Below are 25143 nucleotides of genomic sequence, written 5' to 3' on the forward strand. Positions count from 1 at the left end.
TATGCCCGGTATAATTTACAGGTCGAGATTTTTTATTGCATTAATTCTTGCTATAGTATTACTGCTGAGCAGCTGCAGTAAAAGCGCCATCATTGCGGCTAACAGAAGTTTACTGGAACAATATTTTGAAGATAATATTTTAAACAAAGATTTTGTGGTGGAAGAGGCCACCGACAATGGTACCAGCCTTACTGCCCAGTTTAATGGTTATACTTTTAAGCTCACCAAAAATACCTTATTGGATGGCCCTATGACTGCAACAATGGGCACCACTGTACTCACCGGCACCTGGAGTTCTAATGACGATTATAGTAAACTGGTGATCACCTTGCCTACCTCAGTTACGTCTTTCAGCTTCTTAAACAGGGAATGGAAATTCACTAAAAAAGCCCTTCCCGTTATGGAATTAGCTCCCTGGGGCACTACCGAGCCAAAAGTTTTGCACATGCAACGCTTGTAAATGTGGATAAATTCCATTAACTTAGCCTTTCGCAGAATTTTTAGCTTACAACCTTATACTAATTGTCTTAAACCGCAACGGAAATACTCGTCCTGGTTATTTTCTTTCTAACACAATTTTTTATTTGGTTTTGAGTTATAGCAGCATACAGCCCTGGGTTGTACTGTCCAATTATTCATAAAAAACAACGCACTAACAATGACTGCCAATTCTGGAGTCAAATACAGTTTAATTATTGTATTATTAGTTTTTTTTAGCTTTTCTACAAAAGCTCAACTAACTGCTAATTTTACAGCCACACCTTTAGCAGGTTGTGCACCGCTTGTTGTAAGTTTTACCGATCAATCTACAGGTTCGCCCACACAATGGAAATGGGATCTTGGCAATGGCACTATCTCTTTTCTTCAAAATCCTTCCGTTACCTATTTTAATCCGGGCCAATACACTATCAAATTAGTAGTACATGATGTAAATGGTGATTCTAATGTCATCATCAAATCGCAATATATTACAGTAAATGCTTCACCCACTGTTGCTTTTACAGGTGCTCCTTTAACAGGCTGTTTTCCTTTACCCGTAAATTTTACAGATCAAAGTTCTGCCGGCAGTGGTACTATCAGCACATGGCAATGGGACTTTGGTGATGGTGCTTCAAGCAATATTCAAAGCCCGTCGCATACTTATGCCGGATCGGGTAATTACAATGTTACTTTAAGATTAACCAATAGTTTTGGTTGCAGCAAAGTTTTAACCAAGCTGCAATATGTAAAGATCAGCAGCGGCGTACATGCCGACTTTTCAAACAACATTCCTTCTGCCTGTAATCCTCCGGTAACGGTTAATTTTCAAAATTTATCTACAGGTACGGGTATACTAAATTATCAATGGAGTTTTGGTGATGGCGGTACTGCCACCACAGCCAACCCTTCTCATATTTACAATACCGCAGGCGTTTATACCGTAAGGCTGATCACTACTAACAGTGGCGGTTGTACGGACACCATTACAAAAACCAATCTTATCAATATAGGCACTATCAATGCTGCTTTTACCAGCGCTAATAGTGTTTGTGTAAATGTTCCATTAGTCATTACCAATACCTCTGCACCGGCACCTGTTGCCGCCGCATGGGATTTTGGTGATGCCACCACATCCACACAAATAAATCCAATAAAAATATACAACACACCGGGAGTGTATCAAATACGTTTAATAGCAGATTTTGGTGGTTGCCTTGATACGGCTTACAAAACCGTTACGGTTTTAAGTAAACCTGCAGCAGCCTTTACCGCAGCCAACACCAGCGCCTGCCAGGCTCCACTTACTGTTAGCTTCAATAATACCAGTGCAGGTGCTGCAACCTATAACTGGGATTTTGGCGATGGTAGTACTTCCACTGTACGCAACCCTACACACACATACAACAGCACGGGAACATTTACCGTTACTTTAATTATAACCAATGCCAACGGATGCTCAGATACTTTACAAAAAATTGACCTGGTAAAAATTCTACCACCGCAAGTGAGCATTAATAATTTACCGGTTGCAGCCTGCGCTCCTTTAACCTGGACATTTTCTTCTACTGTAAACTCAGTGGATCCCGTGGTAAGTTATCACTGGGATTTTGGTGACGGCAATACATCTGCCGCTATAAATCCAACACATGTTTTTGCTGCAGGTGTTTATGATATACAACTGATTATAACTACTGCCGGCGGATGTACAGACACCGCAACGGTTATACGAGGCATTACTGCTTCCGTAAAACCGGTGCCTAATTTAGTAGCTACGCCAAGAGACGTGTGTGCTCATATGCCCGTAAATTTTACAGACCTTTCCACAGGCACAATTACTAACTGGCTTTGGATCTTTGGTGATGGCGCTACATCCAATGAACAAAACCCTACACATACTTATGAAGATACCGGCTATTTTAATATTACTTTAATTGTTTGCAATGCCGGTTGCTGCGACTCTATTAAATTTTTAAACTATGTACATATCAATCCGCCTATTGCGGCATTTGATGTAGATTTTTTGTGCAAATCTAAAACCCGTACGTTTACTGATAAATCTATTGGTGCCGATGAATGGAACTGGAATTTTGGCGATGGCAATACTTCTACACAACAAAGTCCGGTGCATACTTTTGCAGATACCGGCACTTACACCATTTCTTTACGGGTTAAAAATTATACTACAGGTTGCGAATACACGAAAACAACATCGATACGTATTATTGATGAAAGAGCCAGTTTTACAGCTTCTGATTCTGTTATCTGTAAAAACAATGTGGTGAATTTTACTGCTACCGGTAATAACAATGCCAATGTAGCCAGTTACGAATGGTCGTTTGGCGATGGCGCCACAGGTGGCAACGGAAGCACCTCACATACCTATACGCTTGCAGGCAAATACACTGTACAATTAATAGTAACTGATATTTTTAATTGTAAAGACACTTTAATTAAACCCTTGTACATACAGGTAGATGGCCCCACTGCAGGCTTTGCCCCCGGTGTACCCGGAAGTTGTTTGTTAAGTGCCATAACCTTCACTGATAATTCTGTACCGGATGGTATACACCCTCTTTCTACCTGGATATGGAGTTATGGAGATGGTATCATTGATACGTTGACAACTCCTCCGTTTCAACATACTTATAGCGGACCTGGCGTTTATACGGTGTCGCTAAAAGTTACAGATAGTAAAGGTTGTATCGATTCTATAGTACATCCCAGTATCATTACTATTTCAAAACCGGTAGCCAATTTTGCTACGGTGGATACTTTATCCTGCCCCACCAAACTCATTACATTTTCCAATACATCAACAGGCCCGGGGTTAAATTATACCTGGCATTTTGGGGATGGTACTACCAGTACTTCAGTCAATCCAACACACAGCTATGCCGCTGATGGGTTATACACGATAAAATTATTTATTACCGACCAGTATGGTTGCAGTGATTCGCTCATCATTCCTGATTATGTAAGGATTGTATCACCTCATTCCAATTTCAGCATGAGCGATTCTTTGGGAACATGCCCACCTTTATTTGTAAGCTTTACCAACCATTCGCAAAACTTTACGGCAGTAAACTGGGATTTTGGCGACGGTACTTCCACACAATCTGATAACCCTTCTCACTTTTATAATGTACCTGGAATTTATTTTGCTAAATTAACTGTTACCAGCCCCGGCGGTTGCACCGATGTTTATCAGAAGAAAATTACTGTACGTGGTCCGCTAGGTAATTTTACCTACGGCCCTACCAATGGCTGCAAACCTTTAACGGTACATTTTGCTGCTACTACGCAAGACAGGCTTTCATTTATCTGGGATTTTAATGATGGTACCACCACGTCTACTTTAGATTCTGTAATGTCTCATACTTACACCATTCCCGGTATTTATGTACCTAAAATGATATTGGTAGATCCGGGGGGATGTGTAGTTCCTGTGCTTGGCCCGGATACAATTGTAGTAAATGGTGTTGCTGCCAACTTTGGATTTATCAATCATAATTATTGTGATGCAGCTTCTATCAGTTTTTCTGATTCATCCATGAGCAATGATGTTATTGCAAGTTATGCATGGGATTTTGGAGATGGTAATACATCTGCTTTGCAAAACCCAACGCATTTTTATAGCACTCCAGGGCTTTATTATCCACAATTAATTGTTACCACACAAAGTGGTTGTGCTGATACTTTAAAAAATCCTGCGCCGGTAAGAATTGTGGCATCGCCCCAAGCCAGTATTGGCAGCACTGGCAATGGCTGTGCGCCACTAACGGTTAGCTTTAAGGGACAATTATTAGTGCCAGACACTTCGGCTATACAATGGCACTGGAATTTTGGAAACGGTATTACCTCCATTGTACAAAATCCGCCATTACAAATTTATGCTACTGCAGGAACGTATAATGCTCAACTGATTGCTATTAACAGCAGCGGATGTGCAGATACCATAACTAAGACTATTGATGCGTTTTTAGTACCCATTATTGATGCAGGCGTGGATACTTTAGTGTGCAGGGGCAACAGTGTTTCATTAACTGCTACCGGTGCGGCTTCTTATACCTGGACTCCTGCTACAGGATTGAGTTGTACCAATTGTGCCAAACCAACTGCAAGGCCCGACTCTGCTACCAACTATATTGTAAAAGGAACAACACTTCAAGGTTGCAGCAATACCGATAGCGTATTGGTAAAAGTAAAACAGCGTTTTACTATGCTCAACAGCCTTGGTGATACATTATGCAAAGGAAGTTCGGTACGGTTATTTGCCAGCGGAGGATTCTCTTATGTATGGAGCCCCTCAACGGGATTAAGCAGTACAACCAGTGCCACTCCTTTAGCAACTCCTCAAAACACCACCACCTATAAAGTAATTGGCACAGATGATAAAGCATGTTTCAGAGATACCGGTTTTGTTACAGTAAAAGTTTATCCTATACCTACTGTAGAAGCAGGCAATGATAAAACCATTAATGTAGGCCAAAGTGTTGACCTGATGCCAACTATCTCTGCAGATGTAAGTGCGGTAACATGGACTCCTACACAAAGCATTGTACAAAATCATTATCCCGGCGTAACTGTTAAACCAAGAGAAACTACTGAGTACGTAGTTGAAGCCAGGAATGCAGGTGGCTGCAAAACCCGTGATCGTGTAACCGTATTTGTTATTTGTAATGGTGCCAATGTTTTTATACCCAATACTTTTTCTCCTAACGGCGATGGGGTAAATGATATTTTTTATCCAAGAGGTACCGGCTTGTTCTCCATTAAAACCTTACGCATCTTCAACCGCTGGGGCGAAGTGGTGTATGAGAAAAATGGCTTTATGCCCAATGACGCCAATGCAGGATGGAATGGAACAGTAAGGGGTATGAAACAGAATCCTGATGTATTTGTGTATACGATAGATATTCTTTGTGATAACAGCAGTGTGCTGACGCTTAAGGGAAATGTGGCGTTGATACAGTAAAAAGCCGGACAACTAAAAACTATCCTGACTTTTGTTTTATTTTAAAGTATCGATACCGGTAAAATATTGCCGGTTCTAAACAAAATTTATTCTGTAGAGTTTCTAATCCTCAAAAAACTTTATCCCGGTATTAGTAAAAATATCCTGGATACGATCTTTATCCTGCACCATCATATAATAAACAGTATGGGTTTGTTTTGCTTTTGGAGTCTCATTGAGAAAAGTACGGTTATTTACCGAAACGTAAACCGGCTTTATGATCTCATTGTTTTTATTCAATAATATGGCGCCATAAAGATGAGTAGCATTATCTGTAAAAAAAAGCACCCCATTATCATAATCATTATTAGATGCTTTTTCTCTGAAGCTGTATCCCTTATCCGCATCCACTATTAAACCTTTTAAGTTAGATACCAGGCTACTACCTTTTTTTCCAACAGCTGACTGGGCAAAATATTCCTTATCAGTCAGCTTGCTGTTGATGAGGAATATTGCCTGATCAAAAACAGGTTTAAAAATATACTCCCCTTTTTTATTAACAATCCCATATTTTCCCTGTGTTTTTATCGTAAAAAAAGATTGCCAGTTGTAGTCCTTTTTATTATTCAATATCCTGATGGCGCAAATGGAATCGTATAAAAAAGACAGCCACACTTTGTTGTCCTGAGATATAATACCATAATTGCCATCGAGCAGTTTTGCTAAATAATGTACTTTCTTTTCTTCTTTTCCTTCATCATACAACATGCCATTAACCAGTGATAAACTGCTGTACTTTTCCGGCAGTATGGTTTGATTATAATTGTTTACAATGCCCATACCGCCATTGATATTCTTTACCATAAAATTCAATGTAGAATCATCGGCACCATTATTTTCAAAATAAATGAATGCATAATTAAAAGGAATGACGATATCATTTTGCAGTGATATCAAACCAGCAACATCGTTCTTATTCTTTGCCATAAAATATTCTCTCATGGGATATTTATAAGAACTGCCGGCTAGTGCCAGAAGGCTTTTATACCTGACAGGAATAGTGATAATATTATCGGTAGTAACAACGCCTACCTGTTTATCTTTTACAGCATACAAAACACTATTACGTCTGTCATAGACACTGTTTACCCAATACAAACTATCATAAACTGGTTTTATGGTTATTGCAGAATCCGTATTCGCCATCAGGCCAAAGAATTTTCCTTTTTTAAAAATAGTAAACAACCGGCCATCCGTTTTACTTGTAGTTTGCACAGGAGCATAAGACCTGTCTTCAGCCGGTGCGTAAACCCTTGTTTCTTTTTCTACCTCCTGTGTAAATTTGTCTTCTACAGCCTTTGCCTGGTCAATGGGAATTGTCCGTCTTTCTGTACTGGAAAAATTTAATTGTTCTTTACCATTCTTTTGTACTGCTTCAACATATATATCCTTATCGGTAAAGTCTACTATTTTCTTTCCGCTTTCATTGTAAATTGCTTGTTTATCACCAGCCCATACGCTGAACAATGCCTGGTTGATTGTAACAGGAGATGATTGGTATTCTTTTAATTCGTATTCCTTTATTTGATACTTACCAAAGGGAATAATTGTTTTGCCCTGCAGATTAATAAGACCCTGTGTTCCATTTTTAGAGGCTACCACATAATCCTTCTTATTCTTTCTTACAAGAAAGTTTAAATGATCGTATAACGGTGCAATTAAAACCTGTCCTTTATAATTGGCCAGGCCATCTTTTTTATTACGCCTGAAATAAAAATTAAAATACCCTTCGTCATAATAATTTGCAATGCTGATAGATTCCATATCTTCAAAAATCACGTTGGCATTGCTATCTATCAATTGAAGGTCCTTTAACTCCATACCCGGGTTTACCAGGAAATAATTATCAGCCAGCATGCCCCTGTATTGCAACGCATTTGCATAGGCCTTATAACCAGCATCGTTTCTTTTGGTATCTTCAAAACTGTATCCGCTTAAACTGGTTAAGTAGTTTACATAATAAAACTTTGCATCGCTTATAATAGTGCCGTTATTTTTCACAATGGCTGTCAGACGCTTTCCGTTATCCATCATTTTCAACGGAAAATTATATTTCCCTCGTCCAAAGAATTCAGTTCGGTAAAACTGAGGTTTTACCACTACCTTACCAGTTTCATCTGCATAACCCCAAAGCGTATCTTTTCTGTAGGGTATCAGGATATCCTGTGCCAGTGCTGATTGTTGTACATTAATCAGGATTAAGAATAAAACGATGTATTTCATACTTACGGTTATGACCAGATTTTTATTTCTACTTTTCCTGCGTAAACATACTTTATGCAGCATGTAAAACCTTTATGAATTGATAAACCTTTATTCTACGCCTTCAACTTTTCTACCAGTGCTACATATTCTTCCATTGCTGTTGCTTTTGCCTTACCTTTTAAAGCTAACCAGGCTTCGTACTTTGCTTTGCTTACAAAATCAAAAGGGTTTGATGGTGCTTCTGTATTGACATCACCTTCGGTACCTTGTTTGTATAAGGAATACAATTGCAGTAAGGTTTCATTATCTGGTTTTGAAGAAAGGTTTTTACTATCAGCTGCTGCTTTTTCAAATTGTGCTTGCAATTCCATAATATTATTTTTTATGAAGATAGTTTTTTTAACGGATTTTTCATGCAAAGATGGGAGTGAAAAAGCGCTGCCAACCTTTGTAAGGCTGGCAGCGCTGCAATAAGTTTATACAATAAAAAAGCAGGGATTATAAAATCCCCGCCGTTTGCATATATCCATTATAACCAAAAACCACAGCGTATCATCACAACACCCTGTTTACTCTTTCAAAATACTTTTTTGCAAAGTATTATTGGCATTACGCACTATCAGCATATACATTCCTTTAGATAAATAAGCTTGTAAATTGATGGTGTACACACCCTGGTTCTTAATATCCAGTATTCCCGTTTGTACCACTTGCCCTGCGGTATTGGCAATAGTATAATTGTAAGTGCCTTTAACGATATCGCTGGCATAAATATCTATCCTGTCGCTTACAGGGTTTCTCAATACATAAAAATCTTTACGACCGTCCTGTGTTGCAGTAATAATTACAATACCAGAATATTTTATCTGCCCGTTATCATCAATACATTTTAAACGATAGTACACTTTACCCAGCATGGCAGCCACATCATCATAAGTGTACTGTTCCGTACTGCTGCTATTTTTAGGTTGCTGAATATTGATGGTATTAAAGCTAACGGCATCGTTACTGCGTTGCAATTCGTAATGCAATACGTTTACTTCATTACCGATGGTCCAGTTAAGCCGGTTATAATTGCCGTTACGCACTCCTGTAAAACTGATAATATCCAAAGGCAATACCCAACTGGTACTGGCAATGGTAAAATTATTATTGAATGCCGACACGCTGTTCGACGTAACTGTACCTGTTGTTGCAACAGCCCCAACACCTGTGCCACCGATATTTGTCCAGAAGGTTCCATTATAATACCCTGCCCTTATACCGGTAATCAATACCTGCGGTATAGGTATTTTTGTATTATCCCAATTCATTACCACTTTGGCATTGGCACCGCTTATCTTATTGATCTTCCAGTATTCATTGGTATCAATTAATACAATGGGAGAAAAAAGATTGATACGGTTGGGTGTTGGGTTATCAAAATGTTTTACATTAAACTCACTGCTGGCTGTAAGATTGGTTAACGCAATAGTGCGTTCGTAAGTAGCATTGCCCACAGGAAAAATGAAATCGGTATTCCCAAATTTCTTCACCCAGCCATCTACGTGCCTGGTATCATCGTCACCGGTATAGGATGAGCCCGCCTCGTACACCATATAGTTAGGTGTAGCCGATGTGGTAATTAAACCGGCAGTGTATGTATGCACACCACTTACACTAAGGTTATTGTTTATAGTAATGCCTGCGCTGTTATTGGTAACCAGGTTATAGGTTTTAAACATTTGCGATCCTGAAATGGATTGCATGCTGGTACCGTTTAAATATAAAGTGCCGGTACCTGCTGACATACTAACCTGGTTATTGGTAATATCCTGTTGTACATAAAGGCTGCCGTTATTGGTAAGTGCTGCCCCTGATGCATTTATTAAAGGCCCGTTGATATAAAATATACCCGATGCAGGAACCCCAAGAATACCATTGTTCTGCACTGTTACCTGGGCTGTTAAACAGCTATTGATAACAAACAGCAAAACAAAAACGGAGGCTGTTCTTATAATTATTTTCATAGTATTTATATTTTTTTACTAAATAGTAGTGAAGTAATAAATACCAGTTTAGTTTTTTGATAATATAAACCAGTTAGCTCCGTCCGATTGTATCATTACACTTTCGTACTGCGTTGTTAATACTCTCGTAGTAACCCCATCAACAGTTTCTGAAGCATTGGGATCAATAGTTACGTTAAGCAACATTCCTGAAATTTTCTTAACCACATATACCCTTCCTGAACAACCTGCTGCTGCAGGAAGGTTGATAGTGATAGCAGCCCCGGTGTTATTACATATTATAGTATGATCGCTGGCAGTGGCTGTATAAGTAGCCGTTTTAGTAGTAATTGCCAATGCAAGGCTGCCATTAACTTCTAAAGTAGAAGCTGGTGTGGTAGTTCCTACACCAACATTTCCTCCATTGGTTACAGCCATTGAAATAGGTTTACTGTAAAAACCAAAACCCAGGTAATTGGAGTTACTGTTGGCACCCGTCCAATTGTAAACAATATCTGCCTGATCGCCGGTAGAAAGTGACTTACCCAATTTTAAATAAGTAGCATTGCTAGTGGTTAAGCCAGGCGCCAAAAACTGTGCAATTGTACTTGAAGTTGTTGCAGTAGTGGCTACATGAAAATTAGCTGTGGGTGTATTAGTACCAATACCAACGTTACCACTACCATCTATACGCATCCTTTCATTAGTGGATTGAGTAGTACCGCCAGTCATAAACACCAGTGATTTTGATGCATTAGCAGTACCAAGCAGAAAATTATTTCCCATAGTGTACAGGTAGCCGTCATTAGCAGCACCCATTACACCACCTGTATAACTACCTCCATTAATACCCATATCAATATAGTTGCTTGTTTCGTTACCATTATTAGCTGTGGCCACTACATCAGATGATGCACTGGTACCGGCAGAATTATTCTGAATATTCAATTGCAGGTAACTATCAATAGAACCTTTACCTACAATTGCATTTACTGATGTAGTTGTTCCAGCGTCTACCAATAATTTTTCACGGTTGGTACCTGAAAAAGTTTCTGTACCAATGCCTACAGATAAGCTGCTGTTACCACGGTCGCCAATGATTACTTCATTAGCCAAAGTTGCAGAAGCGTTGTAACCAATAGCTGTAGAGTTTGTTCCGGTGCTGGATACTGATGCACCGGCACCTAATGCCGTAGCATTAGCAATATTGCCAATAGAAGCACCATTACCAACAGCCACTCCATTACTGCCATTAACCAAACTGTTAACACCAATAGCTACCGGATTGGTAAGACTAAAACCGGTTGATGAACCTGTACCGAAAGCAATAGCATTTGTACTGTTAGCAACAGCACCCGTTCCGATAGCAATAGCACTGGTAGCATTTGTTACAGTTTTATTTGCCAATGTACTGTTTCCGCCTATTGCAATTGAATTGGAATTGTTTGCAGTGGCATTAGTACCAAGAGCCAACGCATCGGTTATACTATATGCAGTTATTGCACTTTTACCAAGCGCTACCGAATTAGTATTGTTTGCCGCAGCACCATTACCTATTGCCAATGAGTTACCTCCGTTGGCGGCTGCACCAATACCAATTGCAAAAGAGCTGTCGGCAGTTACTGTGGCACTGCTACCAATAGCATACGCATGATTTTTATTAAATCCTACATTGGCTGAAGTACCAAATACATATGAGTTAGTAGCGTTATTAATTGTTGCACCATTACCAAAAGCAATGGAGTTGGCATCAAATTTTCCTACCTGTGTGGCATTTTCTTTTAGAATTAAAGATTGGGCATCTGTTGTTCCTATAAAGTTTGTGCCCGGAGTTGTACCTGCATTACCTGTTAAAGACCAGGCATTAGCCGCAGCTGCGGCAGCGCTAATTTTTCTGATAACACCATTGTTGATAGTTACCACACTATCAGTACCTGCGCCTGTTTGCACACCGCCTAAATACAATGGGTTGCTTGCTGCAGTTACCTGTAATTTATAAGCAGGGCTTGTATTTCCGATACCCACATTTCCGTTCCCATCAATACGCATTCTTTCATTAGTGGATTGTGTAGTACCACCAGTCATAAATACCAGCGATTTTGATGGAGTTGCAGTTCCCATTAAAAGGTTCTGCCCCACATTGTATAAATAACCATCATTAGCATTACCCATCACACCACTGGTATTACCACTACCATTTATACCCATGTCGATATAATTAGTCGTTTCATCACCATTATTGGCTGTGGCCACAACATCTGATGAAGAAGCAGTACCAGCTGATTGATTTTGAATATTCAATTGCAGGTAGTTGTTGATACTTCCTTTACCTACAATAGCATTTACAGAAGTAGTGGTGCCGGCATCAACTACTAATTTTTCAGGATTAGTGGCGTTGAAGGTAGCTGTTCCAATTCCAACAGTGCCGGTGTTAGTTAAAGCAATACCATTGTTCCATGTAATTGCACCACCTTGAGTGTTGGTATTTGCATATTGCCAGTAATACCTTCCATTCTCTTTTCCCTCTACAAAATTACCACCTGTTGTAGTAGAGCTTTTCCAGGCGCCATCAAAATAAGCATCATAAGTATGGTAAACGGCATCGTGTGACCAATGTAAATATTGTGATAAAGGATAGTTATCTGCCGAAGTAGTGAATTGTAAATGCGGGCCACTTAATGACGAACCGGTTCCTTCAATGGCAAATTTAGCTGCACCAATTGCTGCTTTGGGAATAGCGTTGGTACCAATACCTACTTTACCTGTTCCGTCAATACGCATTCTTTCATTAGCTGATTGAGAGGTTCCTCCTGTTAAAAACGCTAATGATTTTGATGCTGTTCCTGTTCCTATCAACATGTTCTGACCCATATTATATAAATACGCATCGTTAGCTGCTCCCATTACACCACTGGCATTATTGCCACCATTAATCCCCATATCAACATAGTTAGTGGTTTCATCTCCATTGTTAGCTGTTGCTACCACATCTGATGATGAACTTGTGCCGGCAGAATTATTCTGAATATTCAATTGCAAATAACTGTCTATTGACCCTTTACCTACTATGGCATTTACCGAAGTAGTAGTACCAGCATCTACCAATAATTTTTCGGGGTTAGTTGCGTTAAAAGTTGATGTACCCACACCAAGACTACCGGTATTGGTAAGCCGCATTTTTTCTGTATTATTAGTTATAAAAGGCAGAGAATAGTTACTGATGGTACCAATGGATTTTAAAGAAGCTACTGAGTTACCATTTTGCGACCAGTTGGTTCCTGAACCACCGGGCAGGCTTTGTGCCGATACCATCCAGTTTGCACCATTGCTGATCAGTGTTACGGTTTCATTAACCGAAGTCAATGACCATGAAGCAGCACCATCAATAGTTTCTGCCGAGGTAGTGGCAATGCTAAGCACCGGCGTGGGGCCGGTAGCACTGGCATTCTTTATCATATAACTACGTCCGTCGCAACCTACTGCTGTGGGCAATGTTACTGTAGCAGCGCTGGTACCGGTAAACACCAAAAGGTTATCGGTGGAAGCTGCTGCAGTATTTGCAGTAAAAGCCCTGTAATTGGTAGACACCGATCCTCTAACATCAAATGTTGAATTAGGAGTGGCAGTAGATATACCCAGGCTACCTGCATTGGTAAGACGCATTTTTTCTGTATTATTAGTAATGAACGGCAGCGAATAATTACTGGTAGTACCCAGTGATTTTACTGAGCTGACATTATCTCCATCTTGTGTCCATTGCGTACTTGCAGCACCGGGTGTACTTTCTGTTGTAACATGCCAGTTACTCCCGTTACTGATTATAGTAACACTTTTATTTGCTGCAGTAAGCGTCCATGAAGCAGCTCCATCAATAGTTTGTGCCGAAGTGGTTGCAATAGTAAGTACCGGCGTTGGGCCTGTTGTACTTGCATTTTTTATCACATAACTTCTGCCATCGCAACCCACTGCTGTGGGCAATGTTACTGTAGCAGCGCTGGTACCGGTAAACACCAAAAGGTTATCCGTTGCAGCTGCTGCAGTATTTGCAGTAAAAGCCCTGTAATTGGTAGACACCGACCCTCTGACATCAAATGTTGAATTAGGCGTTGCTGTAGCAATACCAAGACTACCGGTATTGGTAAGACGCATTTTTTCAGTATTATTAGTAATAAACGGCAGTGAATGATTACTGGTAGTACCTAATGATTTTACTGCACTAAGACTATTACCGTCTTGTGTCCAATCGTTTGATACTGTACCTGGCGTTCTTTGTGTAGTAATATGCCAGTTAGCGCCATTACTAATCAGTGTTATACTTTCGTTGGCCGAAGTGAGCGTCCACGAAGCAGCACCGTCAATGGTTTGCGCCGAAGTAGTAGCAATGGTAAGTACCGGTGTAGGGCCGGTAGTGCTTGCATTTTTTATCATGTAACTTCTTCCATCGCAACCTACTGCTGTAGGTAATGTTACTGTAGCAGCGCTGGTACCGGTAAACACCAAAAGGTTATCGGTGGAAGCCGCAGTAGTACTTGCGGTAAATGCCCTGTAATTGGTAGACATTGAACCACGGACATCTAGCGTTGAATTAGGTGTAATGGTTCCAACGCCAACCTGGGCGAAAGAGATTGCGGCATATAATAATGCCATGATGGTGATGATTGGTTTTTTCATAAACTGGATTTATGGATTTGGATTTGGTTGATTCAATAGTTATTAATATACAGGCAGCGGTTATTTTTTACTTCCTGCGTGATGAAAAATATTTTATTACCATTCTGTATTGATCCCGATGATAAAATTTCTGTTTTTATTTAAAGGGTTAAATACATATACCGGAATAGTAATTTTTTTTACTACAAACCCGGTTAGTATTCCATATTCCGACTGCACATCACCTCCATATTGTATTGTTTGTTGCGTACTTACTCCGGTAAACAACCATTTTAAAGGTTGGTACCCTATTTCCGTCCAGTTAAAAAAGAAATTATCTTTTACTGCATCACTACTCACTGTATATTGTGTTTGCATCGACGCAAAAGTTTTTTTATGCTCCAGTTCCATATTTAAAGCCATCGAACCACCGTTATAGCGGCCCATCACTAATCCCAGCATTGGCGTAAGCGTATAATTAATTGTACCCTTTTTAGTAAAGCTCTTTCCCAGGTACAATGATGCTGCTCCAACTGCCTCGTAATTATACCGCATCTCTGTATAAATACCTTTTTTACTTACATGATGTACCAATGGCATCCATACATACGCTTCCTTACTACTGAGAAAATTATAATTCTCAATACCACTTTTAGATTGTGCTGTTGCATTAAGCTGCATCAACATGCTCCAGGTGATGATTAATAAGTTCTTCTTCACTTTCAATAATATTTACTTTACCATTCTGCATCTTGTCAAACAACAGTATCTCTTTTAAATAAGGATTCCAGTAAAAGATCAGTCTCTCAATCGGCTTCCATAATACCACCCAGCTAAAAACATCTATCGCATTGCTGAACATGGAATGTATCCTGTGGTCTTGCCCAAACAAGTTGGGTACAACACCCTGGCAAAACATTACAATAAGAATGCTGAACATCAAAAGGATATAATTCTTCCTTTTGAATTTTTTGAATTCTGTTTCCTTTAATAATTTCTGAATTTGAAAATGGCGGCGGATAGTCCTCATCAGTGGCTCAACCATAAAACGCATGCCACCTGATTCGCTGCAAAAAACTTTATAATCAATAGCGGTATGCCGTCCGGCGCATGCTACAGATGCAGTAAGGTATTCCTGAAACTCATTGCTTAATTGCCTCCGGTCTAACCGGGCAGGGTCGTGAGGATTGAAGTATTCTTCTATGCTGTTCTCATCTATCTTCAGATAAATAGAGATCTTACGAGTCTTGGACTTACTCATAATTGGTTTTTTATGTTAGGATATTGTTGTTACAGGACTATTGGATAAACCCCGTAATATGCAATTGTAAAATACATCAAATAAAAAAAAATAAAATGTAGCGTGAATTGCTATTCTGCTGTAGAAAGAATTCTATTATTGCTATAGTGTATAGCATGACGGGGCCTGCTTTTGCAGAAAGTATTGAAAAGAAACAATGAAAGCCGCTCTGTTTTTATTACAAATTATACGCTGTAGCCAGCTCTTTAAGTTCGAGTATGTTGGTGATACTTAATTTTTCAAACAACCTTGCTTTGTGCGTACCTACGGTAGAAGTTTGAATATTGAGCGACTGGGATATATCGCTTACTGTTTGGCCACTTAGTAATAATGATACTATTTCAAATTCTCTTGGAGAGAGTTTATTAAACGGATTATCGGACCTTCCTGCAAATGAATCTTCTGCAATTTTATAAGCCAGTGATTCGCTGATGTATTTTCTATCGTTAAGTACCAGGTTAATTGCCTTTATGATTTCTTCCAGTGGCGCTTCTTTAGATACAAAGCCATAGGCACCGGCCTTCATAAACCTTCTGGCATAGGTATTTTCGGCACTTACCGAAAAAACCAACACCCTTGCCTGAGGATACTTTATATGTATATATTCCATTAAACCAAAAGAATCTGTCTTAGGCATCTGAATATCAAGCATTATCAGATCAAACTGGTGTTCTTTTAATTTTTCTGTAGCACTATCGCCATCAGATGCTTCATGTATTTCGGCAAGTTGATAAATTTCTGCTAAGAGGAATTTTATTCCGGAACGAACAATTACATGGTCGTCTACTATCAGGAATTTTTTCAAGTCAAGTAGGATTTAAGGGTGATAAGGTTATTATAAAGATAGAATTATTTCTACAAAAAACTAATTTTTATCTATATAACTTACAAATCATTGATTGTTTGCTTTTAAAAGAGTAAGTAATTGCCAATAGAAATATTGTTTTAAATCCAAACAAGCACAGTAAATTTTTTAGCTGATGGTATAGCATACCATAAACCTTAATCAGCCCGGCAACACCTGGCGTGTATCTAATTATGAAAAATTTATACTCTGGTTACCCTGACGCTGCAGGTAGTTTATTTGCAATGAATGCTGCCGGGCATAAATACGAGGTACTGATTGAGCAATCTTTGAGTGCTTTCTTTCTTACTATTCCTGATGGTACAATCTTAGAAACTAATGAAGCAGCCACTACAATGTTTGGGTATAGCACGGAAGAATTTAAAACAATCACCAGGAGAGATCTGATCGATCATAGCGACCCGGGTTTTTTAATGGCTTTAAAGCAAAGAGAAAAAAATGGCTTTGCCCGTGTAGAAGCAACCGGAATTAAAAAAAATGGAGACCGTTTTCCGGTTTCAGTCTTTTCTGCATTTTTTACTAATGCTTTGGGCCAGGTAAGAACAAGCACCATTGTAAATAACTTAACTGAGCAAAAGAAAATTGAAAAAGATCTGCAACAAGTGCTGGATAGTATTACCGATGGTTTTTTTACTGTTGATAATAACTGGACCGTAAAATGCTGGAACAGCCAATTGGAAAAGATAACAGGTATCCCGAATGAGACCATTATCGGAAAAAATTTCTGGCTTTTTTATAATAGTCCCAATAAAAAAAATATTTACTCCAAGTATAAGAAAACACTCCGTAAAAAAACACCCATAAATTTTGAAGAATATTATGCCAAAGAAAATATCTGGCTGGAAATAACGATCTGTCCACATGCATCCGGCATATCCATTTTCTTTAAAAACATCACCGAAACCCGCCGCCTGAGAGAGTTGGAAAGAATAGAAAAAGAATTTTTAGAAAGTAATACCCGTACTAACAGTAACCTGGAGACTAACTTAAGCTACTATCTTAAAGCTATTGAACAAATACATACGGGTATGATATGTTCGGTACTTAAACTAAAAGATAATAAACTATATAACTGGGCATCGCCATCTTTACCTGAAAAATATTGTGCCGTAATTGAAGGCGTATCTATTGGAGCTTCGGCGGGCTCTTGCGGAACAGCTGCCTTTAAAAAAGAAAAAGTGATTGTTACCGATATTGAAAATGATAGCAGGTGGGTTGATTATAAAAATTATGCTTTGCAGGAAGGCTTACGCTCCTGCTGGTCGTTTCCCATCTTCAATTCAAAAAAAGAAGTAATGGGCACATTTGCCATTTATTATACTACAATAAAAACCCCAACAGCAGACGAAGAAAAAACTATAGAAAGGGCAAGAAATATTTTAGCAGTAATTCTGGAGCATAAAATGGCCGAAGTACTATTACAAAATTCAGTTGAAAGTTACCGCTATCTTTTTAATAACAACCCTTCCAGTATTATTATCTGGGATACTACCTATTTAAAAATCATTGAAGTAAATGATACTGCTATTGCATTATATGGTTATCAAAGAGAAGAGTTTTTGCAGTTGACCATCCTGGATATTTATCCTGAAGCAGAACAAAGCATATTTGCAGAAGTAGTAAGCCAGGCCAGGAATAACAACCTGTTAAAAAAATCAATGCGGTGGCATCATGTTACAAAAGCAGGTACCAAAATAATAATAGAAGTATCTTCTCACGACATTATCTACAATGAAAAAAAAGCGGTACTGGCATTAGGTAATAATGTTACTGAAAAAGTGCAGCTGGAAAATAGTTTACTTGAAGAAAGAAAAATAAGGCAAAAGCAAATAACAGATGCAGTAATAACAGGGCAGGAAAAAGAACGTGTTGAAATAGGACAGGAATTACACGATAATATCAACCAGATACTGGCCACTGCAAAATTATACCTGGAGTGTGCGCAGGTACAAAAAAAATTCAGCGCAAAATTAATCGGGGAAAGTAAAATGCTTACCGAAAAAGCAATGTATGAAATAAGAAAGCTATCTAATTCACTCCTACCCCCATCGCTGGAAGAAATTGGTTTACAGGAAGCAATAAATGACCTTGTACAACATATCCGTTCTGTAAATACACTCCATATAAAAAACAACTGGATTGAGTTTGATGAAAACTCATTAAATAAAAAACTGAAACTCACTATTTTCAGAATTGTGCAGGAGCAATTAAACAATATCATTAAACATGCACATGCCACTCATGCCATTATCAACATAACACAAAAAGAAGAACAACTCTGTGTTTGTATAGAAGATGACGGCATCGGCTTCGATACGTCTAAAAAAAGAAATGGGGTAGGATTGAAAAATATAATAAGCAGATCAGAGGTAAACAATGGTAAAGTAAGCATTCTGTCTAAGCCCGGCGAAGGTTGCATAATGACCGTTTGTTTTACAACCTTCGGTTTTAAATAAATCCTGTCATTACTACTAATTCAGTCTTTCCCAGATAATTTCGCCTACAAGGTTCTTTTCATCATCTATTACTACATAAGCAATATAAGGAATACGATCCAGCCTGGCTGCCATTTCCTTTAAAGCAAACTTATCGGTTCCGTTTAACGGTATTTGTTCATTTGGATGCAACACCGTTTTGGCCTGGATAAGGATATTCTCTCCCTTCCCATCTGCCTTAATATCAGCAGTTCCGGGCTGCCAGATATCAATGGTGCTGCTGTATCCATTTTCCTTTAACCAATTTTCTAAATGTTGTACTCCTGCCATAGTGATTTCGGTAAGCTCTAAATCCACCATATATGAATTTGATTTATAATCAAATATAGTATATATACTGAAATAGCAAAGTATTTTTACGCAAAAATTACAGTAATTTCCACATTTAGTTTATTGTGGGTAAGATTTAGAGTTTGAAAGTTCGCTTTTGGGTATTTAAAAGTGCAACTTGTTTTAGCATCTACAAGTTTACTTCATAATTGCGAAATGTAAGAAGGAAAAGATGTAACAAAACACATTATTTAACAAATCCTGGGTAACTGCTCCCCGGTTAAATAATTTACTACACGTGTTCCGCCAATACGGCTTTTTAAAATCACCTTGCCGGGGTAACCGGTTGTAACTGATCCGATGATTGCGGCGTTAATTCCTGTATTTTCTTGTTTCAGTTGCTGCAGAAAATCTTTGGCTATTTCTTTTTTTACAACTGCAATAAATAAACCCTCATTGGCAACATACAAGGGATCCAGCCCCAGCATTTCACAGGCACCATCTACCTGCTCATCAATGGGAATTAATTTCTGTTCAATGTAAAAACCAAGTTTTGTTATTTCGGCAATCTCATTCAATACCGAAGCAATGCCACCACGTGTGGGGTCACGGAGAAATTTAATATCGCTTCCAAATTTTTCTATGAGTGCAATAATGGTATGATTCAGATTAATGGTATCACTTTCAATGGTGGTTTCAAATTCCAATCCTTTACGCAAACTCATAATGGCAATTCCATGCGAAGCAATATTGCCACTCACAATTATTACATCGCCTTCTTCAATATTGTTGTGATGAATTTTTGCTTTGGGATGAATGACACCAATACCAGAAGTGTTGATAAAAATTTTATCTCCCTTTCCTTTCTCCACTACTTTAGTATCGCCTGTTACAATTTGTATATTGGCTTTAGTGGCAGCCTCTTTAATACTAACCAGCACTTTCCAAAACTCCTGCATTGTAAATCCTTCTTCAATAATAAATGCCAAGGATAAATATTTTGCTTTGGCACCACACATCGCTAAATCGTTTACTGTACCATTAATAGCCAGGTCGCCGATATTGCCACCCGGAAAAAATATGGGTGCTATCACATAACTATCAGTGCTGAATGCAATATTTCCTTCTAAATAAAAACTAGCGCCATCGTGTTGCTGATCCAGCAGCTCATTTTTAAAAATATCAAACACACCACTTTGTAATAGGCGGTGCGTCAATAATCCTCCGCTGCCATGGCCTAATGTAATCACATCAAAATCAAATTTAGGCATGGGGCAGGCGAGATTCATAATGGATAATTGAGTAATAAATAATTAATAATTTTTAGAGATAACCCCCTTGTATTTGTTTATCAGCTGCCATTACCAATTCATCTTCCTGTGCATAATGATAATATGCAGCGCAGGCGCCTTCACTGCTTACCATCGGCGCACCCAAAGGATGTTCGGGTTTGCACCTGGTACCAAAGTTGGGGCATTGCTTTGGTTTCTTTAATCCTTTCATAATAGCACCGCTGATGCATTCTTTATTTTCTAATGCTACAGGCAGATCAATATTGAATTTTAGCCTGGCATTAAATTTTTTATATTGTTCATTTACTTCGTAACCACTTTGTGCAATGGGGCCAATACCACGCCATATCCTGTCGCTAATAGTAAATACTTCATTAATGGTATCCTGCGCCATCTTATTACCCTCACGCAGCACATACCTGGCATACTGGTTCTCTACTTTGTATTCACCCTTTTCTAACTGTTGTACTGCCATTAAAATACCCTGCAATAAATCAACAGGTTCAAAGCCCGTTACAACAATTGGTGTTTTATATTTTGCTGCTACAGGATAGTATTCTTCCATACCCATAATAGTACACACATGACCTGCTGCTAAAAATGCATCAATCTTATTTTCAGCATCACTTAAGATGGCTTCCATTGCAGGTGGTACTAAAACATGCGATGCTAAAATGCTATAATTTTCAATGCCCATTTTGTTTGCCTGCACCACACTTAATGCATTGGCAGGAGCTGTGGTTTCAAAACCCACTGCAAAAAAAACAATTTCTTTTTCCGGATTTTCTTTTGCTACTACAACAGCTTCTAAAGGAGAATATAAAATACGCACATCTGCGCCTTCAGCTTTTACTTCCAATAAATTTTTATGGCTGCCGGGCACACGCAACATATCACCAAAAGAACATACAATTACATTGGGTTGTTGCGCCAAATAAACAGCTTCATCAATTACACTAACACTGGTAACACAAACCGGGCAACCAGGGCCATGTACCATGGTGATCTTATCGGGTAGCATGTCTAAAATACCATTCTTAACCAAACTATGTGTCTGGCCTCCACAAATTTCCATCAGTGTCCATGGCTTTGTAGTGATGCGGTGAATTTCTTTTATAAATTCTTCGGCCAATTCAGGATCACGGTATTCTGATAAATATTTCATTAGTGATACATTAAAGTTTACAATCGGTCCTGTTCAAGCTCTTCCACCTCTCCCATTTCTTTCAGGTAGCTAAACACTTTATGCGCTTCTTCCTTATCTACTACACTTATAGCAACGCCAACATGCACCAATACATAATCATCAATCTTTGCATCCGGCACCATACATAAATTCACTTCTTTAGTAATTCCGCCAAAAGAAACTTTTCCAAAACGAAATGTTTCATCCAGTTGATTAGTGATGGACAATATTTTACCGGGAATAGCTAAGCACATATCGTTGATTTAATCGGTGAGCTGAAATTGGTTGGCTACTATTTTATTTTTTTCAGAAGCTTTCACTTTTGACTTTTCATTTTTATTTTCCATTTCAAAACAAGCTATCTGTCCAAAGCCTATGCATTCGTCATTAGGACTAAGCTGCCGGTGGAAATATAATTTTATTGCAGGAGAAATATTTTCAGTTAATAAATGTACCAGCAATGCATTTTGAAAAACGCCGCCACTAAATGCGACATTATCTACACCAAAATAATGAATCACCTGTTCAATCATTTTATACAAAGAGAAAAATACTTTCCATGCTATGGCAGCGATATCTTTTCCTTGCTCCTGGTCGCTAAGCAATGCGGTTAAAAAGGGATTCCAGTCCAGGCGATTTTTCTGCAACAGCACCGGGTAATAATCTGAAGTTGATTTTTCCAGGCAACTTGCTGCCAATACTTCTAATTTCATTGCAGCTTCTCCTTCGTAAGTATTATGTTGACAGATACCCAATATTGAAGCGATACCATCTAAAAACCTTCCCATGCTACTGGTTAATAAAGAATCATGTTGTTGTATCAGTTGCTGGTAATATTTCCATTCCTGTACCGAAAAATATTTTTGAATAACAGCTTGTTTATGTTGCAGATTTTTTAATACACTTAATGCCGATAATCTCGGCTCTTTGCTCATTTTATCGCCCAGTAATTGCGGAAAATAATCGAGTTGTGCCACACGTTCCATTTCACCATCTTCATACATAAATATTTCTCCTCCCCATATCTGTCCATCATCTCCGTAACCGGTACCATCCCATACAAAACCCAATACCGGCGCATTAGTTTGCAATAAATTATTCTCTGCAAGTACAGCTCCAAAATGTGCTTTATGATGTTGTATTGTTGTCAATGGAATATTTTTTGTGTGCGCCATTTCTTTACCTAATTGCGAAACAAAATATCCGGGGTGTTTATCAATAAGAATATGTTGTGGCGCTGCCTGGATCAATGATGTGAAATGTTGCAATGTTTTTTTATAAGACATTTGCGATTCCAGCGAACCCTGGTCGCCAAGGTATTGGCTGATGTATAAATTATTCTGATCTGCAATGGAGAAAGCACTTTTTAATTCACTACCCATGGCTAATAATACACTTTCACTAACTGCAAATGGGTTAGGAAAATAATCAGGTGCTAAACCCCTGCTTCTGCGCAATACTATTTTTTGCCCGCTTTTAGTAAACTGAATCACACTATCATCTTGTGGTGCTACAATATCTCTTTCGTAGGTCAATACAAAATCTGCTACTTCAAATAAATTCAGTAAAGCATCTTTGTCTTTATAAATAATGGGGGAGCCGCTTATATTGCCACTTGTAGCAATTAACGGTTTTCCAAAAGCTGTTGCAATTAATAAAAGCAATGGAGAGCAGGGTAACATCAGGCCGATTTTATCCAAACCCGGTGCAATCATTTCTTTGCAAATATGGTTAGCTGAAACTGCTTTCATACTGCATAAAACTATTGGTGCAGATTTATCATGCAATGCATTTATTTCAAATGAATGTAAACACACATCCCCATCAGCCATTTCAATATTGGAATACAACAATGCAAAAGGTTTTGCAGGCCTTTGTTTTCTTGTTCTTAAAGAATGTACTGCAGTTTCATTAGTAGCATCACACAATAATAAATAGCCTCCAATTCCTTTAACGGCAACAATGCGGCCCTTTCCCAATTCTTCCATCACATGTTCTTGTATGGTATTTGCATCACTACTTAAACATATTTTAGAAGAGCTGTACCAATGCATCGGCACTGCACAATCCTTACAGGAATTCGTTTGGCTGTAATGCCTTTGATCGTGTATATCGTTATATTCTGTAGTGCAAGAAGGGCACATCACCAGTTCATTCATGGTAGTATGCTCCCTGTCGTAAGGTAAAGCTGTAGTAATAGAATAACGTGGACCGCAATTTAAACAAGTAGTAAAGGCATATTGAAATCTTTTATTATCTGCAGTTAATAATTCGTGCCTGCAATTATCACACAAGGCAATATCAGGTGTCAGCAACAGATCAGGCTTGGTATCATGCACACTCTGCCTGATACCAAATGAACAAAATATTTTTACCGGTATTTCTTCAAGATGATGAGATGTTATTACTGCGTTAGAAGGAGGATCGTTGATGATCTGCTGATAAAACACTTTAACCACTTCGGGCAAAGCATTGCATTCTACATGTACACCATCACTGGCATTACTTACAAAACCATTGATATGAAATTTTTCAGCTACCCTGCATACATAGGGCCGAAAACCGACGCCTTGTACTATACCTTTTATATGAATGTGGTAAGTGTGCATAGTATATTAAATGGTTTCGGGTATTAATATTTTTGTTTTCAACCAATCATACCAAAGCTGCAACCCCTCTCCACTTGTACAACTCAATTCAATAATTTCTAAATGATGATTTACTTTTTTTGCATTGGCCTTTACTTTCTCAATGTCAAATGGCACATAAGGAAGCAGGTCTGTTTTATTAATGATGCATAAGGTAGAAGAGTGAAACATATCAGGATACTTCAACGGTTTATCATCCCCTTCTGTTACACTGATGATCACCACACGTTCTTTTTCACCAAGGTCGAACATAGCAGGGCAAACAAGGTTACCTACATTTTCAATAAACAACACACTATTTTCTTTGGGCTTCATACCCTGCACTGCATGCATTACCATGTGTGCATCAAGGTGGCAACCTTTGCCGGTATTTATTTGTACTACTTTTGTTCCGGTAGCATGAATACGGTCGGCATCATTGGTCGTTTGCTGATCGCCTTCAATCACAGCAAATTCTAATTGGCCCTTACAATCAGTTAAGGTTCTTTCTAACAAAGATGTTTTGCCGGATCCGGGAGAACTGACTAAGTTTAGTGCTAAAATATTCTTTGCATCAAAATACCCCCTGTTCCTTTGTGCCAGTAAATTATTTTCATGCAAAATATCCTGCTCCACATCTACCACTTTTTTCTGATGAGTATGGGTATGGTCATCGTGATGATGTTGATGACCAGGTTCGTGGATGGTTACATTTCCATTACTGTCGCATCCGCATGTTGCACACATATAGTATCTGTTTATTTTTTATAA

The 25143-nt window shown here is 38.6% G+C and carries 16 protein-coding genes; 3 read left to right on the forward strand and 13 right to left on the reverse strand.

Going from position 1 to position 25143, the window contains the following annotated elements:
• Position 1 precedes the first annotated feature (1 nt).
• Both ACQ334_RS06890 and ACQ334_RS06895 read left to right on the forward strand, forming a co-directional pair.
• On the forward strand, positions 2-460 hold the full coding sequence (locus ACQ334_RS06890) for a hypothetical protein (RefSeq protein ID WP_430987446.1): 459 nt from the start codon (positions 2-4) through the stop codon (positions 458-460).
• Positions 461-658: 198 nt separating this feature from the next.
• Complete coding sequence (locus ACQ334_RS06895; protein ID WP_430987447.1) at positions 659-5455, forward strand: PKD domain-containing protein; 4797 nt, start codon at positions 659-661, stop codon at positions 5453-5455.
• A gap of 102 nt (positions 5456-5557) precedes the next feature.
• On the opposite strand, the gene ACQ334_RS06900 is transcribed toward ACQ334_RS06895, so the two are convergent.
• The 7 genes from ACQ334_RS06900 to ACQ334_RS06930 all read right to left on the reverse strand — a co-directional run bounded on the left by ACQ334_RS06900 (position 5558) and on the right by ACQ334_RS06930 (position 16442).
• Positions 5558-7717 (reverse strand): WG repeat-containing protein, encoded by a 2160-nt coding sequence (locus ACQ334_RS06900; RefSeq protein ID WP_430987448.1) that lies wholly within the window; start codon positions 7715-7717, stop codon positions 5558-5560.
• A gap of 95 nt (positions 7718-7812) precedes the next feature.
• Positions 7813-8070: an acyl-CoA-binding protein gene (locus ACQ334_RS06905; protein ID WP_430987449.1), complete on the reverse strand. Its 258-nt coding sequence runs from the start codon at positions 8068-8070 to the stop codon at positions 7813-7815.
• 198 nt (positions 8071-8268) lie between these two features.
• Entirely contained in the window at positions 8269-9708 is a 1440-nt protein-coding gene (locus tag ACQ334_RS06910; protein ID WP_430987450.1) for a T9SS type A sorting domain-containing protein, read from the reverse strand.
• A gap of 48 nt (positions 9709-9756) precedes the next feature.
• On the reverse strand, positions 9757-14358 hold the full coding sequence (locus tag ACQ334_RS06915) for a beta strand repeat-containing protein (RefSeq protein ID WP_430987451.1): 4602 nt from the start codon (positions 14356-14358) through the stop codon (positions 9757-9759).
• A 96-nt stretch (positions 14359-14454) separates the two neighbouring features.
• Positions 14455-15057: a hypothetical protein gene (locus ACQ334_RS06920; protein WP_430987452.1), complete on the reverse strand. Its 603-nt coding sequence runs from the start codon at positions 15055-15057 to the stop codon at positions 14455-14457.
• Positions 15008-15598 (reverse strand): hypothetical protein, encoded by a 591-nt coding sequence (locus ACQ334_RS06925; protein WP_430987453.1) that lies wholly within the window; start codon positions 15596-15598, stop codon positions 15008-15010. Before ACQ334_RS06925 ends, ACQ334_RS06920 begins: the two co-directional genes overlap by 50 nt.
• A gap of 217 nt (positions 15599-15815) precedes the next feature.
• On the reverse strand, positions 15816-16442 hold the full coding sequence (locus ACQ334_RS06930; RefSeq protein WP_430987454.1) for a response regulator: 627 nt from the start codon (positions 16440-16442) through the stop codon (positions 15816-15818).
• A 233-nt stretch (positions 16443-16675) separates the two neighbouring features.
• On the opposite strand from ACQ334_RS06930, the gene ACQ334_RS06935 reads away from it, so the two are divergent.
• Positions 16676-18958, forward strand: coding sequence for a PAS domain S-box protein (locus ACQ334_RS06935; RefSeq protein ID WP_430987455.1), 2283 nt, complete (start codon positions 16676-16678; stop codon positions 18956-18958).
• A gap of 15 nt (positions 18959-18973) precedes the next feature.
• Here the strand turns inward: ACQ334_RS06935 and ACQ334_RS06940 are convergent, their stop codons facing one another.
• From ACQ334_RS06940 to hypB, 6 genes are all read right to left on the reverse strand, one after another.
• Positions 18974-19297 (reverse strand): hypothetical protein, encoded by a 324-nt coding sequence (locus tag ACQ334_RS06940; RefSeq protein ID WP_430987456.1) that lies wholly within the window; start codon positions 19295-19297, stop codon positions 18974-18976.
• 221 nt (positions 19298-19518) lie between these two features.
• A complete protein-coding gene (gene hypE, locus ACQ334_RS06945) occupies positions 19519-20556 on the reverse strand; it encodes a hydrogenase expression/formation protein HypE (protein ID WP_430987457.1) in 1038 nt (345 codons plus the stop codon).
• Between the two features lie 34 nt (positions 20557-20590).
• The gene (hypD, locus tag ACQ334_RS06950) at positions 20591-21724 is read right to left on the reverse strand and encodes a hydrogenase formation protein HypD (protein ID WP_430987458.1); all 1134 of its coding nucleotides are present in this window, start codon (positions 21722-21724) and stop codon (positions 20591-20593) included.
• Between the two features lie 17 nt (positions 21725-21741).
• Positions 21742-21999 (reverse strand): HypC/HybG/HupF family hydrogenase formation chaperone, encoded by a 258-nt coding sequence (locus ACQ334_RS06955; protein WP_430987459.1) that lies wholly within the window; start codon positions 21997-21999, stop codon positions 21742-21744.
• A 9-nt stretch (positions 22000-22008) separates the two neighbouring features.
• Positions 22009-24354, reverse strand: a complete 2346-nt coding sequence (hypF, locus tag ACQ334_RS06960; protein WP_430987460.1) for a carbamoyltransferase HypF — start codon at positions 24352-24354, stop codon at positions 22009-22011.
• 6 nt (positions 24355-24360) lie between these two features.
• Positions 24361-25119 carry a hydrogenase nickel incorporation protein HypB gene (gene hypB, locus ACQ334_RS06965; protein ID WP_430987461.1) on the reverse strand — a complete coding sequence of 253 codons (759 nt, stop codon included), beginning with the start codon at positions 25117-25119 and terminating at the stop codon, positions 24361-24363.
• Between the last annotated feature and the right edge of the window lie 24 nt (positions 25120-25143).

It is taken from the genome of Ferruginibacter sp. SUN106 (assembly GCF_050611765.1).
GTDB lineage: Bacteria > Bacteroidota > Bacteroidia > Chitinophagales > Chitinophagaceae > Ferruginibacter.